17 protein-coding genes and 1 pseudogene are annotated in these 14,577 nt (G+C 63.1%); 12 read left to right on the top strand and 6 right to left on the bottom strand.

The features are described from left to right. Positions 1-51: 51 nt before the first annotated feature. The 3 genes and pseudogenes from NKJ78_RS23885 to NKJ78_RS23875 all read right to left on the bottom strand — a co-directional run. Positions 52-705, bottom strand: a pseudogene (locus tag NKJ78_RS23885) (tetratricopeptide repeat protein); the annotation flags it as partial. 46 nt (positions 706-751) lie between these two features. Further along, on the bottom strand, positions 752-1,399 hold the full coding sequence (locus tag NKJ78_RS23880) for a thiamine phosphate synthase (protein WP_023668761.1): 648 nt from the start codon (positions 1,397-1,399) through the stop codon (positions 752-754). A gap of 143 nt (positions 1,400-1,542) precedes the next feature. Further along, the gene (locus NKJ78_RS23875; protein WP_352459882.1) at positions 1,543-2,460 is read right to left on the bottom strand and encodes a DMT family transporter; all 918 of its coding nucleotides are present in this window, start codon (positions 2,458-2,460) and stop codon (positions 1,543-1,545) included. 129 nt (positions 2,461-2,589) lie between these two features. On the opposite strand from NKJ78_RS23875, the gene NKJ78_RS23870 reads away from it, so the two are divergent. Beyond that, the gene (locus NKJ78_RS23870) at positions 2,590-3,027 is read left to right on the top strand and encodes an Lrp/AsnC family transcriptional regulator (protein WP_023747291.1); all 438 of its coding nucleotides are present in this window, start codon (positions 2,590-2,592) and stop codon (positions 3,025-3,027) included. Here NKJ78_RS23870 and NKJ78_RS23865 read toward each other — a convergent pair. After that, positions 2,984-3,481 (bottom strand): GNAT family N-acetyltransferase, encoded by a 498-nt coding sequence (locus NKJ78_RS23865; RefSeq protein WP_023728625.1) that lies wholly within the window; start codon positions 3,479-3,481, stop codon positions 2,984-2,986. The two genes, NKJ78_RS23870 and NKJ78_RS23865, sit on opposite strands and share 44 nt — an antisense overlap. A 229-nt stretch (positions 3,482-3,710) precedes the next feature. Here NKJ78_RS23865 and NKJ78_RS23860 point away from each other — a divergent pair, with 229 nt between their 5' ends. Next, the gene (locus NKJ78_RS23860; protein WP_352459881.1) at positions 3,711-4,481 is read left to right on the top strand and encodes a sulfite exporter TauE/SafE family protein; all 771 of its coding nucleotides are present in this window, start codon (positions 3,711-3,713) and stop codon (positions 4,479-4,481) included. Positions 4,482-4,488: 7 nt separating this feature from the next. Here NKJ78_RS23860 and NKJ78_RS23855 read toward each other — a convergent pair whose 3' ends face one another. Continuing rightward, on the bottom strand, positions 4,489-5,040 hold the full coding sequence (locus NKJ78_RS23855; protein WP_023694595.1) for a DUF2269 family protein: 552 nt from the start codon (positions 5,038-5,040) through the stop codon (positions 4,489-4,491). Between the two features lie 311 nt (positions 5,041-5,351). On the opposite strand from NKJ78_RS23855, the gene NKJ78_RS23850 reads away from it, so the two are divergent. The 6 genes from NKJ78_RS23850 to NKJ78_RS23825 all read left to right on the top strand — a co-directional run bounded on the left by NKJ78_RS23850 (position 5,352) and on the right by NKJ78_RS23825 (position 9,974). After that, positions 5,352-5,732, top strand: a complete 381-nt coding sequence (locus NKJ78_RS23850) for a hypothetical protein (RefSeq protein ID WP_023668767.1) — start codon at positions 5,352-5,354, stop codon at positions 5,730-5,732. A 386-nt stretch (positions 5,733-6,118) separates the two neighbouring features. Then, positions 6,119-6,649 carry a protease adaptor protein RcdA gene (rcdA, locus tag NKJ78_RS23845; protein WP_352459880.1) on the top strand — a complete coding sequence of 177 codons (531 nt, stop codon included), beginning with the start codon at positions 6,119-6,121 and terminating at the stop codon, positions 6,647-6,649. 67 nt (positions 6,650-6,716) lie between these two features. After that, positions 6,717-7,223, top strand: a complete 507-nt coding sequence (gene ruvC / locus NKJ78_RS23840; protein ID WP_023668769.1) for a crossover junction endodeoxyribonuclease RuvC — start codon at positions 6,717-6,719, stop codon at positions 7,221-7,223. 10 nt (positions 7,224-7,233) lie between these two features. Next, complete coding sequence (gene ruvA, locus NKJ78_RS23835) at positions 7,234-7,854, top strand: Holliday junction branch migration protein RuvA (RefSeq protein ID WP_352459879.1); 621 nt, start codon at positions 7,234-7,236, stop codon at positions 7,852-7,854. A gap of 43 nt (positions 7,855-7,897) precedes the next feature. Next, positions 7,898-8,935: a Holliday junction branch migration DNA helicase RuvB gene (gene ruvB, locus NKJ78_RS23830; RefSeq protein WP_352459878.1), complete on the top strand. Its 1,038-nt coding sequence runs from the start codon at positions 7,898-7,900 to the stop codon at positions 8,933-8,935. Between the two features lie 136 nt (positions 8,936-9,071). Beyond that, complete coding sequence (locus NKJ78_RS23825) at positions 9,072-9,974, top strand: metallophosphoesterase (RefSeq protein WP_023684177.1); 903 nt, start codon at positions 9,072-9,074, stop codon at positions 9,972-9,974. 144 nt (positions 9,975-10,118) lie between these two features. Here the strand turns inward: NKJ78_RS23825 and NKJ78_RS23820 are convergent, their stop codons facing one another. After that, entirely contained in the window at positions 10,119-11,369 is a 1,251-nt protein-coding gene (locus NKJ78_RS23820; RefSeq protein WP_352459877.1) for a glycoside hydrolase family 5 protein, read from the bottom strand. Positions 11,370-11,434: 65 nt separating this feature from the next. On the opposite strand from NKJ78_RS23820, the gene ybgC reads away from it, so the two are divergent. The 4 genes from ybgC (at position 11,435) to tolA (ending at position 14,554) form a co-directional block, all read left to right on the top strand. Further along, complete coding sequence (ybgC, locus tag NKJ78_RS23815) at positions 11,435-11,905, top strand: tol-pal system-associated acyl-CoA thioesterase (RefSeq protein ID WP_023673845.1); 471 nt, start codon at positions 11,435-11,437, stop codon at positions 11,903-11,905. 311 nt (positions 11,906-12,216) lie between these two features. After that, positions 12,217-12,927: a protein TolQ gene (gene tolQ / locus NKJ78_RS23810; protein WP_023673844.1), complete on the top strand. Its 711-nt coding sequence runs from the start codon at positions 12,217-12,219 to the stop codon at positions 12,925-12,927. Between the two features lie 9 nt (positions 12,928-12,936). Next, a complete protein-coding gene (gene tolR / locus NKJ78_RS23805) occupies positions 12,937-13,389 on the top strand; it encodes a protein TolR (RefSeq protein ID WP_023673843.1) in 453 nt (150 codons plus the stop codon). A gap of 7 nt (positions 13,390-13,396) precedes the next feature. Continuing rightward, positions 13,397-14,554: a cell envelope integrity protein TolA gene (gene tolA, locus NKJ78_RS23800; protein WP_023737861.1), complete on the top strand. Its 1,158-nt coding sequence runs from the start codon at positions 13,397-13,399 to the stop codon at positions 14,552-14,554. Positions 14,555-14,577 lie beyond the last annotated feature (23 nt).

Raw genomic sequence — 14,577 nt, 5'->3', positions numbered from 1 at the left:
CCACCCCGACCTACACACTCCCTAGCGGCGGCCGCGTCAGAGGGGTATCAGAGCCCGCCCTGGCGCCGCGGCCCGCTCATAATACGCCACCGCCCTGGCGTTGCCGGCATCGCCCGGATCCTGCTGCACGAGCAATTGCGCGAAGTTGAACTGCGCCAGCCGGTTGCCGGCCTCGGCGGCGGCCTGCATCAGCGCAAAAGCTCCCTTCTCGTCCTTCTTGACGTAGCGGCCGTCGAGCAGCATCAGCGCATACTGGAACTGCGATTCAGGAATCCCCTGCTCGGCGGCCTGCGCATACCATTTGGCGGCTTCCGCTGGGTTGAGCGGCACGCCCAACCCGCGCGACAGGATCTCGGCCACCAGCGTTTGCGCCGCCGGGTCGCCATTCTGAGCCCGCACCAACGCTAGATTGTAGGCTGTCTTGTAAAGGCCGCGCTGGAAAGCGCCATAGGCGGGGTCCGCCGGCTTGGCGCCGAAACGTTCGGGGTTGATCGCGTCGGCCGACGGCAGCGGCGCGGTTGTCGCGGGCTGCGGCAGCGGCGTGTCGATCGGCTTGTCGATATGGACGCCGGAATCGGTGGCGCCGGCTTTTGGGGCACCCGCATCGGGGGCGACCGCATCCGGCACGCTGAGGGCGGGCGCGCTGGTGTCCGGCCTCGGCTGCGGCAGCGGAACGGTTTCCGCCGCGATCGCTGCCCCGCTCATCAAGGCCGCAACGAGAACCGCGAGAGGAAGTCCAGGTCGGCGCACGTCAGCCCTCGAAGCGCGGCGCGGTTTGGTCGAGCAGCGCATTGGCGGCGGCAATCGCCGCCTTCGGATCGGCGCCTTCGGCAAAGACGGCGCTGGACAGCGCCACGAACTCGGCGCCAGTGGCGGCCACCGCTTCTACCGAAGCGATGGCGGAACCGGCCATGACAATGCAAGGGATCTCAATCACGTCCGCCCACCATTGCCCGAGCGACAGGTTGCGCGGATGCGGTTCCGGCTTGTTGTCGTAGCCGAAGCGGCCGAAGAAGATGTAGTCGGGCCTGGTTTCGCCGAGTTCCAGCGCGTCGTCGCGCGTCTTGGCGCCACCGGCGCCGACCATCATCTTGCCCTGGAAGTGTTCGATGGTCTCGGCGAGCGCGTCCTTGGAAACCTCGACATGAATGCCGTCGGCCTGGACACGGCCGGCAATGCGGGTATCGCCGGCGATGATGACGGCGATGCCGGCCGCTTGCGCGGCCGGTACGATCTGTTCTGCGAAGGCCTGGAAGGCAGCCTCGTCCATGCCGTTTTCAGGCAGGATCAGGGAAGCGATATCACCGCCGTCGAAGGCAGCCGCAATGCGCTGCGCCGGAGCGTCCTTGGGCGCGATCAGCACGATGCGGCAGCGGTTGGGGGGTGTTGCGTCGTTCATTGGCTTTCGATCCCGGGTTTCGCCTATGCCGGGCGAAGATGGTTGCATTGCGGCATAGAACAAAGCGCCCGCCTTGAACAGGCGGGCGGGGAACGATGCGCTGGCTTTGGTTTACGATCGCCGGCGAGCAGACGCTCTGCGGCTCATTTGACGGTTTGCGGGCTTTCGGCCGGCGATTTGGCCCTCCACAAAGTCCAGCCGAGATTCATGCCGGCGGCGGCGATCAGGATGGCGGCTGCGCCAACGAGCTGGGCCGGATGCAGCCGGTGGCCGAAGGCCATCACATCGACCAGGATCGCAACGACAGGATAGATGAAGGACAGCGACCCCTGCAGATGCGTCGGCAGTTTCTGGATGGCGGCGTACATCAATATGTACACCAGGCCGGTGTGAACGACGCCAAGCGTGGCCAGCATGGCCCAGCTCCAGGCATCGGCGGGCAAATGCGAGAGGTTGGCGAAGGGCGCCAGCATGACGACGCCGACGCAGACCTGGATCAGCGCGATCAGATGCGGCGGGGTGCCCTTGAGCTTCTTGGCGACGATTGCCGCGACAGCCCAGAAGAAGGCCGCTCCGAGCGCCATGACGATGCCGATGACATAATCTGTGCCGGTTATGCCGGAACCGACACCCGCATCGGGCCCTGTCTGCACGATCAGCAGCATGCCGGCGAAGGCGATGCCGAGCCAGGTCAGCTTGGCCAAGGTCAGCCGCTCGCCGAAGAACAGCGCGCCGAAGCCGACCAGCATGAAGGGCTGCGTGTTGTAGACCGCCGTGGCAATCGAGATCGAGGCGCGGGAGAAGGCGCTGAACAGCAACAGCCAGTTGATGACAATGGCCGCGCCGCCAAGAGCGGCGATGGCAACAATGCGCAGCGTCAGCCTGCCGCGCAGCAGCCCGAGTGCCGCGCAGGTGATCAGCAGCGCCACCGCGCCGAAGGCGCAGCGCCAGAACACCACGTCCATGACGGGCTGGCCCGACATGACGACAAACCAGCCGATCGTGCCGACGATCGTCATCGCCGCCGTCATCTCGATCGTGCCGCGTACCGTGTTGTCCATGACAATACCTCTATCTGTTGAGGCCATAATCTCATGCCGCCTTGAGGGTTTATATGCCCTATGAAAGGTGATAAGCGAACAACACCTTATTTAATAAGGCGCGCGCTGCCCTTTTGCTAGGAGATGAAAATGCTGGACGAGTTGGACAGAAAGCTTCTCGACATCCTGATCCTGGATTCGCGGACTTCGTTGAAGGATCTGGCGCAGCAGGTCGGGCTGTCGTCGCCGAGCGTCTCGGAACGGCTGCGGCGGCTCGAGGAACGCGGCGTCATCCGCGCCTTCACCATCGAGATCGAGCCGGAGGCGCTGGGGTTTCCGCTGCAGGCGATCGTGCGGGTGCGGCCACTGCCGGGCAAGCTGCACATCGTGCAGAAGCTGATCGAGGAGATCCCGGAATTCGGCGAATGCGACAAGGTCACCGGCGACGACTGTTTCGTGGCCCGGCTCTACGTGCGCTCCATCGGCGAGCTCGACAAGCTTCTCGACCGCATCGCCGACAAGGCGGAGACCAGCACCGCCATCATCAAGGCGCAGCCGATCCGGCGCCGTCCGCCGCCACTGAATTAAGCTCCAGCTTGTAGCCGATGTGGCTGGCCTTGAAGCCGAGCCGGTCATAGAAGCGATGCGCGTCCTGGCGGCTCTTGTTGGTGGTCAGCTGGACAATCTTGCAGCCGCGTTCACGGCACTGTTCGACCGCCCATTCCAGCAGACGCTGTCCCAGCCGTTCGCCGCGGCGGTCCGCGGCGACGCGCACAGCCTCGATCTGGCCGCGCAAGGCGCCCTGCAGCGACAGCCCGGCGAGATAGCTGATCTGCAACGTGCCGATGACTCGGCCGCTATCCGTCATCACGGCAAGAAACTGGTTGGGGTCGGCGTCGATGGCGGCAAAGGCGTCGCGATAGGCCTTGGCGAGTGGCTCGGTCGCATCCTCGCGGCTGCGGCCAAGCGGATCGTCGGCGAGCATGGCTACGATGGCAGGCAGGTCGGCCGCTTCGGCGCGGCGGATGTGGGGTTCGCTCATTGTCAAAAACCTGGGGTCAAAAACCTGGGGTCAAAACCTGGGGCCAAAACCTGGGGTCAAAACCTGATGCATCGGACGGCGCCCTTATGCATCGGCGGCGATCTTGCCGTAAATCCGGAACCGTCGCTTTACGCACAGTTGATCGACACGGCCGGCATTTTCCCGGTCGCGGCGCAAGGGTTTCTGGGCTATTGCAGGGCAACCGTCTTCCCTCCAGCATTTCCAGTTCATGTCAGGTCTGCTCGCCGATCCGTGGTTTTATGCCGCCGCCATTCCGGCGGTGATATTTGTCGGGCTGTCGAAAGGCGGCTTCGGCGGCGCTGTCGGCTTCGTTGGCGTGCCTTTGATGGCGCTGGCCATGCCGCCGGTGCAGGCGGCGGCCATCCTGCTGCCGATCCTGTGCCTGATGGACATCGTTTCGGTGTGGACGTGGTGGGGCGTCTACGACAGAAAGATGCTGGTCGACATGATGCCGGGCGCGGTGATCGGCATTGGGCTCGGCTGGCTGACGGCAGCGCTCGTAACCGAAGAGATGGTGCGGCTGATCGTCGGCGCTGTCGCGCTGATCTTCGTGCTGCGCTGGCTCTATCTCCAGTTCCGCCACGGTTCCGACCATGCGGCGGCGCCCAACCGCATCGCCGCCGCCTTCTGGGGCACCGTCGCCGGCTTCACCAGCTTCGTCGCCCATGTCGGCGGGCCCCCCTTCCAGGTCTATGCGCTGCCGATCCGGCTCGATCCGAAGGTGCTGTCGGGGACATCGGCGATCTTCTTTGCCGCCACCAACGCGCTGAAGCTGATCCCCTACTTCGCGCTTGGCCAGTTCGACACCGCCAACCTGACGGCGTCGGCCGTGCTGATGCCGCTGGCGCCGCTGGCCACCATCGCCGGCGCCTGGCTGGTGCGGCGCATGCGGCCGGAGATTTTTTATCCCTTCACCTACGCGACCGTGGCCGTGGTCGCGGTCAAGCTGCTTTGGGACGGGATCGCCGGCCTGCTCTAAATCCCGCTCAGGCGGCTGCCGGTTTGGTTCGCGGGGCGCTCGCAAAGGTCAGCGATGCACCACCAACGACCACGACCGCCATGGCGCCGAGAGTGGCGATGTCGTGCGCGGTCGGCTTCAGCACCATGTCGGCGACGACGACGATCATGATGACGAAATCGAACTTGACGATCCGTATCATGCGGCGCCCAAACGCTATGGCAGCCGGGGTCATGCCGTCCGCGGCAAGCATTGTGGCAAGCTTTTCGAACGAAGGCTTCAGCACGAGGATACCGGTCAGAAACGCGGCGGCGTAGCCGCAAAGGCCGATGACGACCCAAAGGTCGGAGAAGCCGGTCCATAGCGAAGTCAGCACCAGACCAGAAGCCAGGGTCGCGATAGACGCCGGCACGAACAGACGCAAGCCGAGTTTGTCCGTCGTTCTCAGCATGACCATCAGCGTCTCGTCGTCGCCGTCGCGATCGGCGAGTATCGAAACCAGCAGCATGGCGAAACCGCCGCCGAGCCAGAGGATCGCTGCCATGACATGCAGGAATTTGAAGAGAGAATACCAGTCCATTGCCGCTCCTTGTGCATCGTTCCGGGGGTAAACGCTGCTTTCGCGCGTCTGCTTCCGAAGGAGGGCGGATTATCTCCGTACATGTATCCAGAAGATGCCGCGTGGGTGCCGGCTTGTTGCGGTGGCGCCGTCGCCGGATTTTACCGCCAGCCCGCACAATACCCGGCATTTGCCGGATAGACGCCGTGTCGGCATTGGCTGGTTTCGCGGCATGATCCTGAAACCTGCGGGGACTAAGCCGCTCGCGACCGACGCTCCATTTTGGCCGCGCGCGGTCGGACCAAGTCTGCAACAACCAACGAGGGTATCCCATGCAAGGCGTAGCACGAAATTTCTTCACCCTGGCCGTCATCTATTCCCTGTGCGGCATGGCGCTCGGCCTGCATATGGCGATCTCCAATGACCATGGGCAGATGCCGACCCACGCGCACACCATGGTGGCGGGCTGGCTGATGTCGGCGGTGTTTGCCTTCTTCTACCACCTGTTTCCAGCGGTCGGGCAAAAGACGATTGCCGTCGTGCATTTCTGGCTGACGGCAATCTGCGGCATCGCACTGATGATTGGGCTTTACTTTGAACTTGCCGGCCATCCGGAAATCGAGCCGGTGCTGGCTTCCTCCTCGATGGGGTTTTATGCGGCAATGCTGCTGTTCGCCTTCATTTCCTTGCCGGCTGTGTGGAAGAAGGCATGAACAAGCCGACGATCAGGCTTAGGGCACCGTTGTGCTGATACGGCACAGAAGGGCAGCGGTCGATCAAGAAATATCCGCGCCGTTAAGGGTTCATTAAGCTTTACAGGTGTTTACTATGTCCATCCAGTGATCTGGATTCTTACCGAGTGGTTGGAGCCACTTCGTTTGACGCCTCCCTGTTAAACTCCTGAGAGCCGCCTTATCCGCGGCTCTTTTTTTGTCTGCTTTTGGTCCGCTTGGCGCCCCTGCGCAGGCGTTAACCGTTTGTTAAACATGTGCTTGCCTTCACCGGCGGCGAAGCGCATTTTCAAGCTTCAGTCATCTAGGGTGCCGGCGTGACGGCGATGAAGCCGAATCAGCCGACGGGGCAGTGCAGGGGCGTATCGATGAACGAGCCTTCGAAGGGCAGCGCGAAAACCATCAAGCTGGCGGAACGCCGGGTTTTCTCCCAATCCTTCAAACCGCTCTACCAGGAAGGCATGGGCCTGGTTGAGCAAGCAGCGGAATATCTTGACGGCAAGGGCCGGGCCGAGGCCAAGAAGCTGTCCAGACTGGCGGCGACGCTCTATGCGGCCGAATCGATGCGGCTGACCACAAGGCTGATGCAGGTCGCCTCCTGGCTGCTTTTGCAGCGGGCGGCAAATTCCGGCGAGATGACCCGCGATCAGGTCGCTTCGGAAAAATCCAAGGTGCGTCTTGACACCGCCTCGGCGCATGACGAAGCGGTCGGCTGGGGCGAACTGCCGAAGGATTTCCTCGACCTCGTCACCCGCTCGCTGCGCCTGCAGGCGCTGGTGCGCCGCATGGACGACGAGATCTATGGCGGCGCGTTTGCCGAGACGCCGGTAGCAGGCCGCCGCGCCAATCCGGTTTCCGACCAGATCACGCTGCTGAACACGGCTTTCGCTCGAGGTTAAACGCCTCCCGTTTCCGGTTTGTTCACATTTCCCTGACATCGCTGTGCGCCGGAGGTAGACTTCGCGCATGAGGGAAGCGATTCGCATTATCGGTATCGATCCGGGGCTGAGGCGCACCGGATGGGGCATCGTCGAGAGCCTCGGCAACTCGCTGCGGTTTATCAGCTCCGGCACTGTACGCTCCGACGACAAGGCGGCACTGGCGACACGGCTCTGCCAATTGCATGACGGGCTGGCCGAGATCCTGCATGCGGCCATGCCGCAGGAAGCGGCCGTCGAACAGACCTTCGTCAACAAGGATGCCGTGGCGACGCTGAAGCTCGGCCAGGCGCGCGGCATAGCCATGCTGGTGCCGGCGCGCGCCGGCCTTGTCGTCGCCGAATATGCCCCCAATGCCGTCAAGAAGGCGGTGATCGGCGTTGGCCATGGCGACAAGAAGCAGATCCACATGATGGTAAAGGTGCTGTTGCCGAAAGCCGTTTTCGACACCGAACATGCCGCAGACGCGTTGGCTATCGCCATCTGCCACGCGCATCACCGGCAAAGCGTCGCCTACAGGATGGCGCTGGCATGAGGGATCACGCATGATCGGCAAATTGAAAGGCACGCTGGACGAGATCGACGAGGATTTCTGCCTCGTCGATGTGCACGGCGTCGGCTATGTCGCCTATTGCTCGGCGCGCACGCTGGCCGCGCTGCCTTCGCCCGGCGAGGCGGTGGTGCTGTTCATCGAGACCTATGTGCGCGAGGACATGATCCGGCTCTACGGTTTCCAATCGGTGCTTGAGCGCGAATGGTTCCGGCTGTTGATGAGCAATGTGCAAGGCGTCGGCGCCAAGGTGGCGCTGGCCATCCTGTCGACGCTGGCGCCGGCCGATATCGCCAATGCGATCGCGCTGCGCGACATCGCCATGGTCAGCCGCGCGCCCGGCGTCGGCAAGAAGGTGGCCGAGCGCATCGTCACCGAATTGAAGAACAAGGCGCCGGCCTATGCCGGAACCGCCTCCGGCGCCATCGGCCTTAAGCAGGAACTCGGGGAAGGCGTGGCGCCGGCGCCGATCACCGACGCCGTCTCGGCGCTGGTCAATCTCGGCTATTCGCGCGACACCGCAGCCAATGCTGTCGCGGCGGCGCTGAAGACGGCCGGCGAGGACGCCGATGCCTCGAAGCTCATTCGTTTCGGGCTGAAGGAACTGGCGCGGTGAGTGATTGCTTGTCCGGTCCTTTGCCCTGTGCGAGGAAGGCCGCATGAGCCTTTCACCCCGCCTCATTGCCCCGGAAAAGCGCGGCGAGGATGCTGAGCAGACCTTGAGGCCGCAGACGCTCGCCGATTTCGTCGGCCAGGCCGCGGTGCGGGCCAATCTCAAGGTCTTCATCGAGGCCGCCAAGGGCCGCAGCGAGGCGCTTGACCATGTGCTGTTCGTCGGGCCGCCGGGGCTTGGCAAGACAACGCTGGCGCAGATCATGGCGCGCGAGCTCGGCGTCAATTTCCGCTCGACCTCCGGTCCGGTGATCGCCAAGGCCGGCGATCTCGCCGCACTTCTCACCAATCTCGAAGACCGCGATGTGCTGTTCATCGATGAGATCCACCGGCTCAATCCGGCAGTCGAGGAGATCCTTTACCCGGCGATGGAGGATTTCCAGCTCGACCTGATCATCGGCGAAGGTCCGGCGGCACGCTCGGTCAAGATCGATCTTGCCCGCTTCACGCTCGTTGCCGCCACCACCAGGCTCGGCCTTTTGACCAACCCGCTGCGCGATCGCTTCGGCATTCCGGTGCGGCTTAATTTCTATTCGGTCGAGGAACTGGAGCAGATCGTGCGCCGCGGCGCCCGCATCCTGCAAATGCCGCTCGGCGACGACGGCGCGTTGGAGATTGCGCGCCGCGCCCGCGGCACGCCGCGCATCGCCGGCCGGCTGTTGCGCCGCGTGCGCGATTTCGCCTCCGTCGCCGGCGACGGCCACGTCGACAAGCAGATTGCCGACGAAGCTCTCACCCGGCTCGAGGTCGACGCGCTCGGCCTCGACGCGCTCGACCGCCGCTATCTCTCGATGATCGCGCGCAATTTCGGTGGTGGCCCGGTCGGCATCGAGACGATCGCCGCCGGCCTCTCCGAGCCGCGCGACGCCATCGAGGACATTATCGAGCCCTATCTGATCCAGCAGGGTTTCATCCAGCGGACGCCACGCGGCCGCGTGCTGACCTCCAACGCCTGGCGCCATCTCGGCCTCGACGCACCGAAGGATCTGGCGCAGCAGCAGATCAACCTGTTCCAGGAAGAGTAACGGAGATTTGTCCTCCGGAACGGGCTGTCTGCGCAGAATTTCCTCAAGCCTGCCAGCGTGAAGGCGCATTCCTGGATGCTATCGGGCGTCGTAGTGTCGGCGCGAACTGCTCCGATCAAGCGTCGGAGCCAGAAAAGTGATCACCAGACGCGGGTTCCTGAAATTCGTCGGGGGTTCGTTCCTCTCGCTGGCGTCGCTCAGTGCCTATGCGGTCGGCATCGAGCCGATGCTGTTGACCCATGTGAAGCGCTACCGGCTGACGCCGCCGCATTGGCCGGCGGGCTTGAAGCTGCGCGTTGTAGCACTTGCCGATATTCACGCCTGCCGCCCCTGGATGACGCCTGAGCGGATCGCTTCGCTCGTCGAGGGTGCGAACGTGCTGCAGCCCGATCTGATCGTACTGCTCGGCGACTATATCTCAGGCATGTCCCTGGTGACGAACCGGGTGGAGGCCCATGAATGGGCGCCGGCCTTGTCAGGACTGAAGGCGCCGCTTGGTGTCCTGTCGATCCTCGGCAATCACGACTGGTGGCACGATCCTTTCGCGCAGCAGGCCGGAGCGGGGCCGACTGTGGCGCGCAAGGCATTGGAGGAAGCCGGCATCTCGGTTCTGGAGAACGACGCTGTGCGTCTGGAAAAGAATGGATACGGCTTCTGGATCGCCGGACTCGCCGACCAGCTGGCCCTGTTACCGAACAAGGCCGCAGGCCGCGACAAATTTGAAGGCCTCGACGATCTCGACGGCACGCTGGCCAAGATCACCGACCAGGCACCGATCATCCTGCTTGCGCATGAGCCTGACATTTTCCCGAAAGTGCCGTGGCGGGTTTCGCTGACGCTGTCGGGCCACACACATGGCGGGCAGGTCAGGCTGTTCGGCTATTCACCGGTGGTGCCGTCCCGCTTCGGCAACCGCTTTGCCTATGGCCATGTCGTCGAGAATGACCGCAATTTGATCGTGTCAGGCGGGCTCGGCTTCAGCATCGCGCCGGTGCGCTTTGGCATGCGGCCGGAGATCCTACAGATCGACCTCGGTTAGAGCATGCCGGTATTCAGGTGATGCCGGCCTGCAAATGAGGTGTTCCTGCGCTTCCGGTAGTCACGGACCAAAGTCCGCTCCGTTCCGGTTCTCGGACCCCTCATTTCCGACTCGGCCTGATCTGGATCTCGACATGCCCTAGGGCTAATGGAGCGAGCGGATTGCGTCCATCACGGCGGGTTCGGCCTTTTCGCCGTTGAAGGCATCGACGATGCCGAAGGCGCCGCCAAAACTCCACACCGACCATGAGAAGCCATGCGCCTCGGCGCGCGCGATCATGTCTTTGACATAGGCGGCGCGGTATTTGGGCGGCATCACATAGGGGTTGCCATACTCCTGGCGGATCATGCCGAACTCGCCCAGCGTGATGTTTTCCGGCTTGATGGCGTTGGCCTTCGCCCAGGCCTCGACCTTTTCGAACGGCGCATCCATGACGCCGAGCAGCTTTTCGTCCGTGTCCATGCTGGCGGCTTGTTCATCGAGATAGGCGAGCAGGCCGTTCCGTCTGGTCCATGGCGCCTCGGCTTTTATCTTGGCGCGGATCGCATCCAGCGTCGCATCGAGCTCGGCGCGCGGCACCGCGGTCAGCGGATAGGGCAGCCCGGTAACATAAAGAATGAAATCGCCGGCCCAGGTCGCGCCCTGATGCGTCAGCAGGAACGGGTCGTAGGAGTGGAAGGTCCAGATGAGGTTGTCGTCGGGGATCGACTTTGGGTCGATCTTGACCAGCGAAGCCGCATTGGAATAACAGGCGCCGGTCAGGATCAGCGTCAGCCTGGTGGCCGAGGCGCGCGCGGCGGCGAACAGCTTTTGCTGACGCTCCGGCCACAGGCTGGTGCCATCGCTGTCGCAGTCGACGATAGGCTCGTTCATCGGCTCGAAAGCGACCTGCGCCGGGTCCTCGGTGGCCAGCGCGCGCGCCATTCTGCGGATCACCTCGACATAGGCGTCGAAGGTTGCGGGATCGTCCATCACCTGGCCCATGCCGATCTCGCGGCCGCCGCCGGCGGGGATCAGGTGCATGTCGACGATCACTTTCAGACCGGCCCGGCTGATCATGCGCGTCGAGTCCCGCACGCTGGCATAGAGGTCGTCGCGCAGCGCCAGCGTCTGATCCGACATAAACGGCGAGGGATCGACCGGCATGCGCAGAAAGTCGAAACCGGCGGCCTTCAGCGCCTTGAGGTCATCCTCGTTCAGGAACTTGCGCCATTCCGGATAGGGCAGGATGGCTTGTCGGTCGTTCCATTTGTCTTCCCCGACCCAGGTCGTCCACTGGTCGAGGTTGAGGCCGCGCTTCATCGAAAAGCTAGCGGCCTGACCGGGAAGCGCAGACGCCGCCAGCACCAGCAGCGCTGCCATCACGGTCTTGATCATCGCCGTCAACAGTGCCATCCGGTTTGCTGCGCTGGTGATTTTGGCAAGACAGGTGCCCCGCCGGGGGCAAAAAGGAAAGCGCGATGGACGATCATGGTGAATCGGCGGCGCTTGCCGGCGGGCTTTCCGGAGCCTTGACGGAATTCGGCCATCGGCTGATGGCGCGAGTCTATTATGCCGACACCGATTTTTCCGGCGTCGTCTACCACGCGCGCTATCTCGAATTCTTCGAGCGCGGCCGCTCGGACTATCTCAGGCTGGCGGGCGTCCACCACACAGAACTTCACGAAGGCAAGCACGGCGAACGGATCGTCTGGGTGGTGCGGCGGATGGAGATAGATTTCCGCTCGCCTGCCCGCATGGACGACATCCTGACCATCGACACATCAACGCAGGATATTTCCGGCGCCCGCATCGTCATGGCGCAGCAATTGAAACGCGGGACAGAGGTTCTGGTCGAAGCAAAGGTCGAGGCGGCGATCATCGGCGAGAACGGCCGGCCGAAGCGCTTTCCGAAAGAATGGATCGCGGCCTTTCTACCAGGAGCAAGCTGATATCCAGGCCTGCCGGCCGGCAACGAGCGGCCAATCGGCAACGCATTCGATTGTGGATGGACGGCCAGCGGCGTCGCTGGGCGCGGCAATGCGCCGCGCCATATTCCTAACCCATCCTTAACCATAACGGTTCATGAAGAGATTGATGAAGATTGGAAGAATCCGCGCGCCTTCCTTTCACCAATATTTGCCCTGAAAAGGCCGCCAACGGTGCATTTTGGGGTTAATCCGGAAGCCAAGCGCGAACGGACCACAAGGGATGCCCATGGGCCAGCCGCCAGCGATGCCCGGAAAATCTTAAGGACTGAAGCATGGAAACTACCGCACTCGCCGATCCGGCAGCGCAATTGTCGATTTGGGCGCTGTTCACACAGGCCAGCTGGGTGGTCAAGCTGGTCATGATCGGTCTGCTCTGCGCCTCGGTCTGGACCTGGGCGATCATCGTCGACAAGCTGGTCAGCTATGCCCGCATGCGTCTGTCGCTCAATCGCTTCGAACAGGTGTTCTGGTCGGGGCAGTCGCTGGAAGAACTCTATCGCACGCTTGCCGACCGCAAGACCACGGGCATGGGTGCGATCTTCGTCGCCGCCATGCGCGAATGGAAGAAGAGCTTCGAGAAGGGGGCCAAATCGCCGCTCGGCCTGCAGACCCGCATCGACAAGGCGATGGACCTGGCGTTGACGCGCGAGATGGAGAAGCTGGAGGGCCGTCTCGGCTTTCTCGCTACCACTGGTTCGGCCGCACCCTTCATCGGCCTGTTCGGCACCGTCATCGGCATCATGACCTCGTTCCAGGCGATTGCCGGTTCGAAGAACACCAGTCTCGCGGTTGTTGCACCCGGCATTGCCGAAGCGCTACTGGCGACGGCCATCGGTCTTCTCGCCGCCATACCGGCGGTTATCGCCTACAACAAGCTGTCATCCGACGCGAACAAGATCGCCGTGCGGATGGAAGGGTTCTCGGACGAGTTCTCCGCCATACTCTCGCGCCAAATCGATGAAAAAGTAGCGCCTAAGGGCTGAGGTAAGAAGATGGGTATGTCGGTTGGCATGGCAGGACGCGGCGGACGCGGACACAGGCGGCGCGGCCGCCACCATGCATTGATGTCGGAAATCAACGTCACGCCGATGGTCGACGTGATGCTGGTGCTCTTGATCATCTTCATGGTCGCCGCACCTATGTTGACGGTCGGCGTGCCGGTCGACCTGCCGGAGACTAAGGCCAAGGCTATGAACGCCGACACCCAGCCGATCACCGTTTCGATCGACGCGGCCGGCAAGATTTTCCTGCAGGAGACCGAAATCCCAAGGGAAGAGCTGGTCGCCAAACTGCAGGCGATTTCCAAGACCGGCTACGAAGAGCGCATCTTCATCCGAGGCGACAAGGCGACCAACTATGGCGCCGCGATGGAGGTCATGGCCCTCATCCAGGCCGCCGGCTACAAGAATATCGGCCTGATTTCACTGCAGCAACAGGATCAGTAGACGCACGATGAAGACCGGCCTCACCACATCGGTGATACTGCATACAGTGGCACTGGCTTTCGGCCTGTTCACCCTGTCGGCGCCGGCCGCGCTGCCGTCCACGGATGTCGAGTCCATAGCGGTCGACATCGTTCCCATGGAAGCCATTGCGCAGACGCTGCAGGGCGACAAGAAGGCGGTGATGCATGAAAAGCCGGCGCCGATGCCGACCAAGCGTCCCGACATCGTGCCAGATGCACAGAAGATCGGCGAGAACAGCGTTGATACCGACAAGCCGGTGACGGACGAGCCCAAGCCGAAGCCGGTGGAGAAAACAGCGACGGCTGCTCCGGCTCCGACGCCGACCGAGAAGCCGAAACCCGAGGACGCGCCGAAACCGAAGGAAGTGCCGAAGCCGACGCCGGCGACGGAGGTGGCACCAACGCCGCAGCCGAAGGAAGAGGTCAAGCCCGAGCCGGTGAAACAGGTTGAACCGAAGCCGACCCCGGTGAAGGAGCCTGCACCAACACCGCAGCCGGACACGACCGCCGCCATAGAGCCGAAGCCACGCGTGAAGCCCGACGCGGTCGCCGAAGCCATATCGGATCAGCAGCCTCTGGAAGAAGCGCAGCTTCCGACTTCCGCTCCTGCTCCGGAAGCACGGCCGAAGCCGCAACCGGCGCAGGCTGAAAGCGCGAAGGCTCCGGACCGCAAGGACGCCGACAAGCCGGTCAAGGAAGCCTCGTCGAAGCCGAAGTCCGAGGAAAAGCAGTTCAATGAAGGTGAGATCACTGCTCTGCTCGACAAGCAGAAGCCTTCTGGCGGCGGCGCCAAGCGCTCGACGCAGCAGGCGTCGCTCGGCGCCGACAAGACCCAGGGCCAGAAACTGTCGCAGGCCGAAATGGGCACTTTGTCGGATCAGCTGGGCAATAGCTGGACCCTTCCGGTGGGGGTTGAGGGCTCGGAAAACTTCGTCGCCGTGATCGTGTTCAATCTCGATGCCTCCGGCAAGCTCGAAGGCCGTCCGACCGTCGAAAAATCGAGCGGAAACCGCCAATTCGACGAGAGTGCGGTACGTGCCGTCCAGAAGGCAAACATGGCTGGCCTGCAAGTTCCTGCCGGCAAGCATGATATCTGGGCCCAGGTTCGAGTCACTTTCGACCCCAGGGAGATGCTGGGGCTCTAGGCCTGGTATCCACAAAATCAGTT

It is taken from the genome of Mesorhizobium sp. M0037 (assembly GCF_040323635.1).
Classification (GTDB): Bacteria; Pseudomonadota; Alphaproteobacteria; order Rhizobiales; family Rhizobiaceae; genus Mesorhizobium.
Note: the sequence above shows the minus strand (reverse complement) of the source record. Positions and strands in the feature narration are given on the sequence as shown.

Bases quoted from the DNA above. Each gene is read 5' to 3' on its own strand.
- NKJ78_RS23880 (WP_023668761.1), bottom strand. From the start codon at position 1,399: ATGAACGACGCAACACCCCCCAACCGCTGCCGCATCGTGCTGATCGCG.
- NKJ78_RS23875 (WP_352459882.1), bottom strand. From the start codon at position 2,460: ATGGACAACACGGTACGCGGCACGATCGAGATGACGGCGGCGATGACG.
- NKJ78_RS23870 (WP_023747291.1), top strand. From the start codon at position 2,590: ATGCTGGACGAGTTGGACAGAAAGCTTCTCGACATCCTGATCCTGGAT.
- NKJ78_RS23865 (WP_023728625.1), bottom strand. From the start codon at position 3,481: ATGAGCGAACCCCACATCCGCCGCGCCGAAGCGGCCGACCTGCCTGCC.
- NKJ78_RS23860 (WP_352459881.1), top strand. From the start codon at position 3,711: ATGTCAGGTCTGCTCGCCGATCCGTGGTTTTATGCCGCCGCCATTCCG.
- NKJ78_RS23855 (WP_023694595.1), bottom strand. From the start codon at position 5,040: ATGGACTGGTATTCTCTCTTCAAATTCCTGCATGTCATGGCAGCGATC.
- NKJ78_RS23850 (WP_023668767.1), top strand. From the start codon at position 5,352: ATGCAAGGCGTAGCACGAAATTTCTTCACCCTGGCCGTCATCTATTCC.
- rcdA (WP_352459880.1), top strand. From the start codon at position 6,119: ATGAACGAGCCTTCGAAGGGCAGCGCGAAAACCATCAAGCTGGCGGAA.
- ruvC (WP_023668769.1), top strand. From the start codon at position 6,717: ATGAGGGAAGCGATTCGCATTATCGGTATCGATCCGGGGCTGAGGCGC.
- ruvA (WP_352459879.1), top strand. From the start codon at position 7,234: ATGATCGGCAAATTGAAAGGCACGCTGGACGAGATCGACGAGGATTTC.
- ruvB (WP_352459878.1), top strand. From the start codon at position 7,898: ATGAGCCTTTCACCCCGCCTCATTGCCCCGGAAAAGCGCGGCGAGGAT.
- NKJ78_RS23820 (WP_352459877.1), bottom strand. From the start codon at position 11,369: ATGGCACTGTTGACGGCGATGATCAAGACCGTGATGGCAGCGCTGCTG.
- ybgC (WP_023673845.1), top strand. From the start codon at position 11,435: ATGGACGATCATGGTGAATCGGCGGCGCTTGCCGGCGGGCTTTCCGGA.
- tolQ (WP_023673844.1), top strand. From the start codon at position 12,217: ATGGAAACTACCGCACTCGCCGATCCGGCAGCGCAATTGTCGATTTGG.
- tolR (WP_023673843.1), top strand. From the start codon at position 12,937: ATGGGTATGTCGGTTGGCATGGCAGGACGCGGCGGACGCGGACACAGG.
- tolA (WP_023737861.1), top strand. From the start codon at position 13,397: ATGAAGACCGGCCTCACCACATCGGTGATACTGCATACAGTGGCACTG.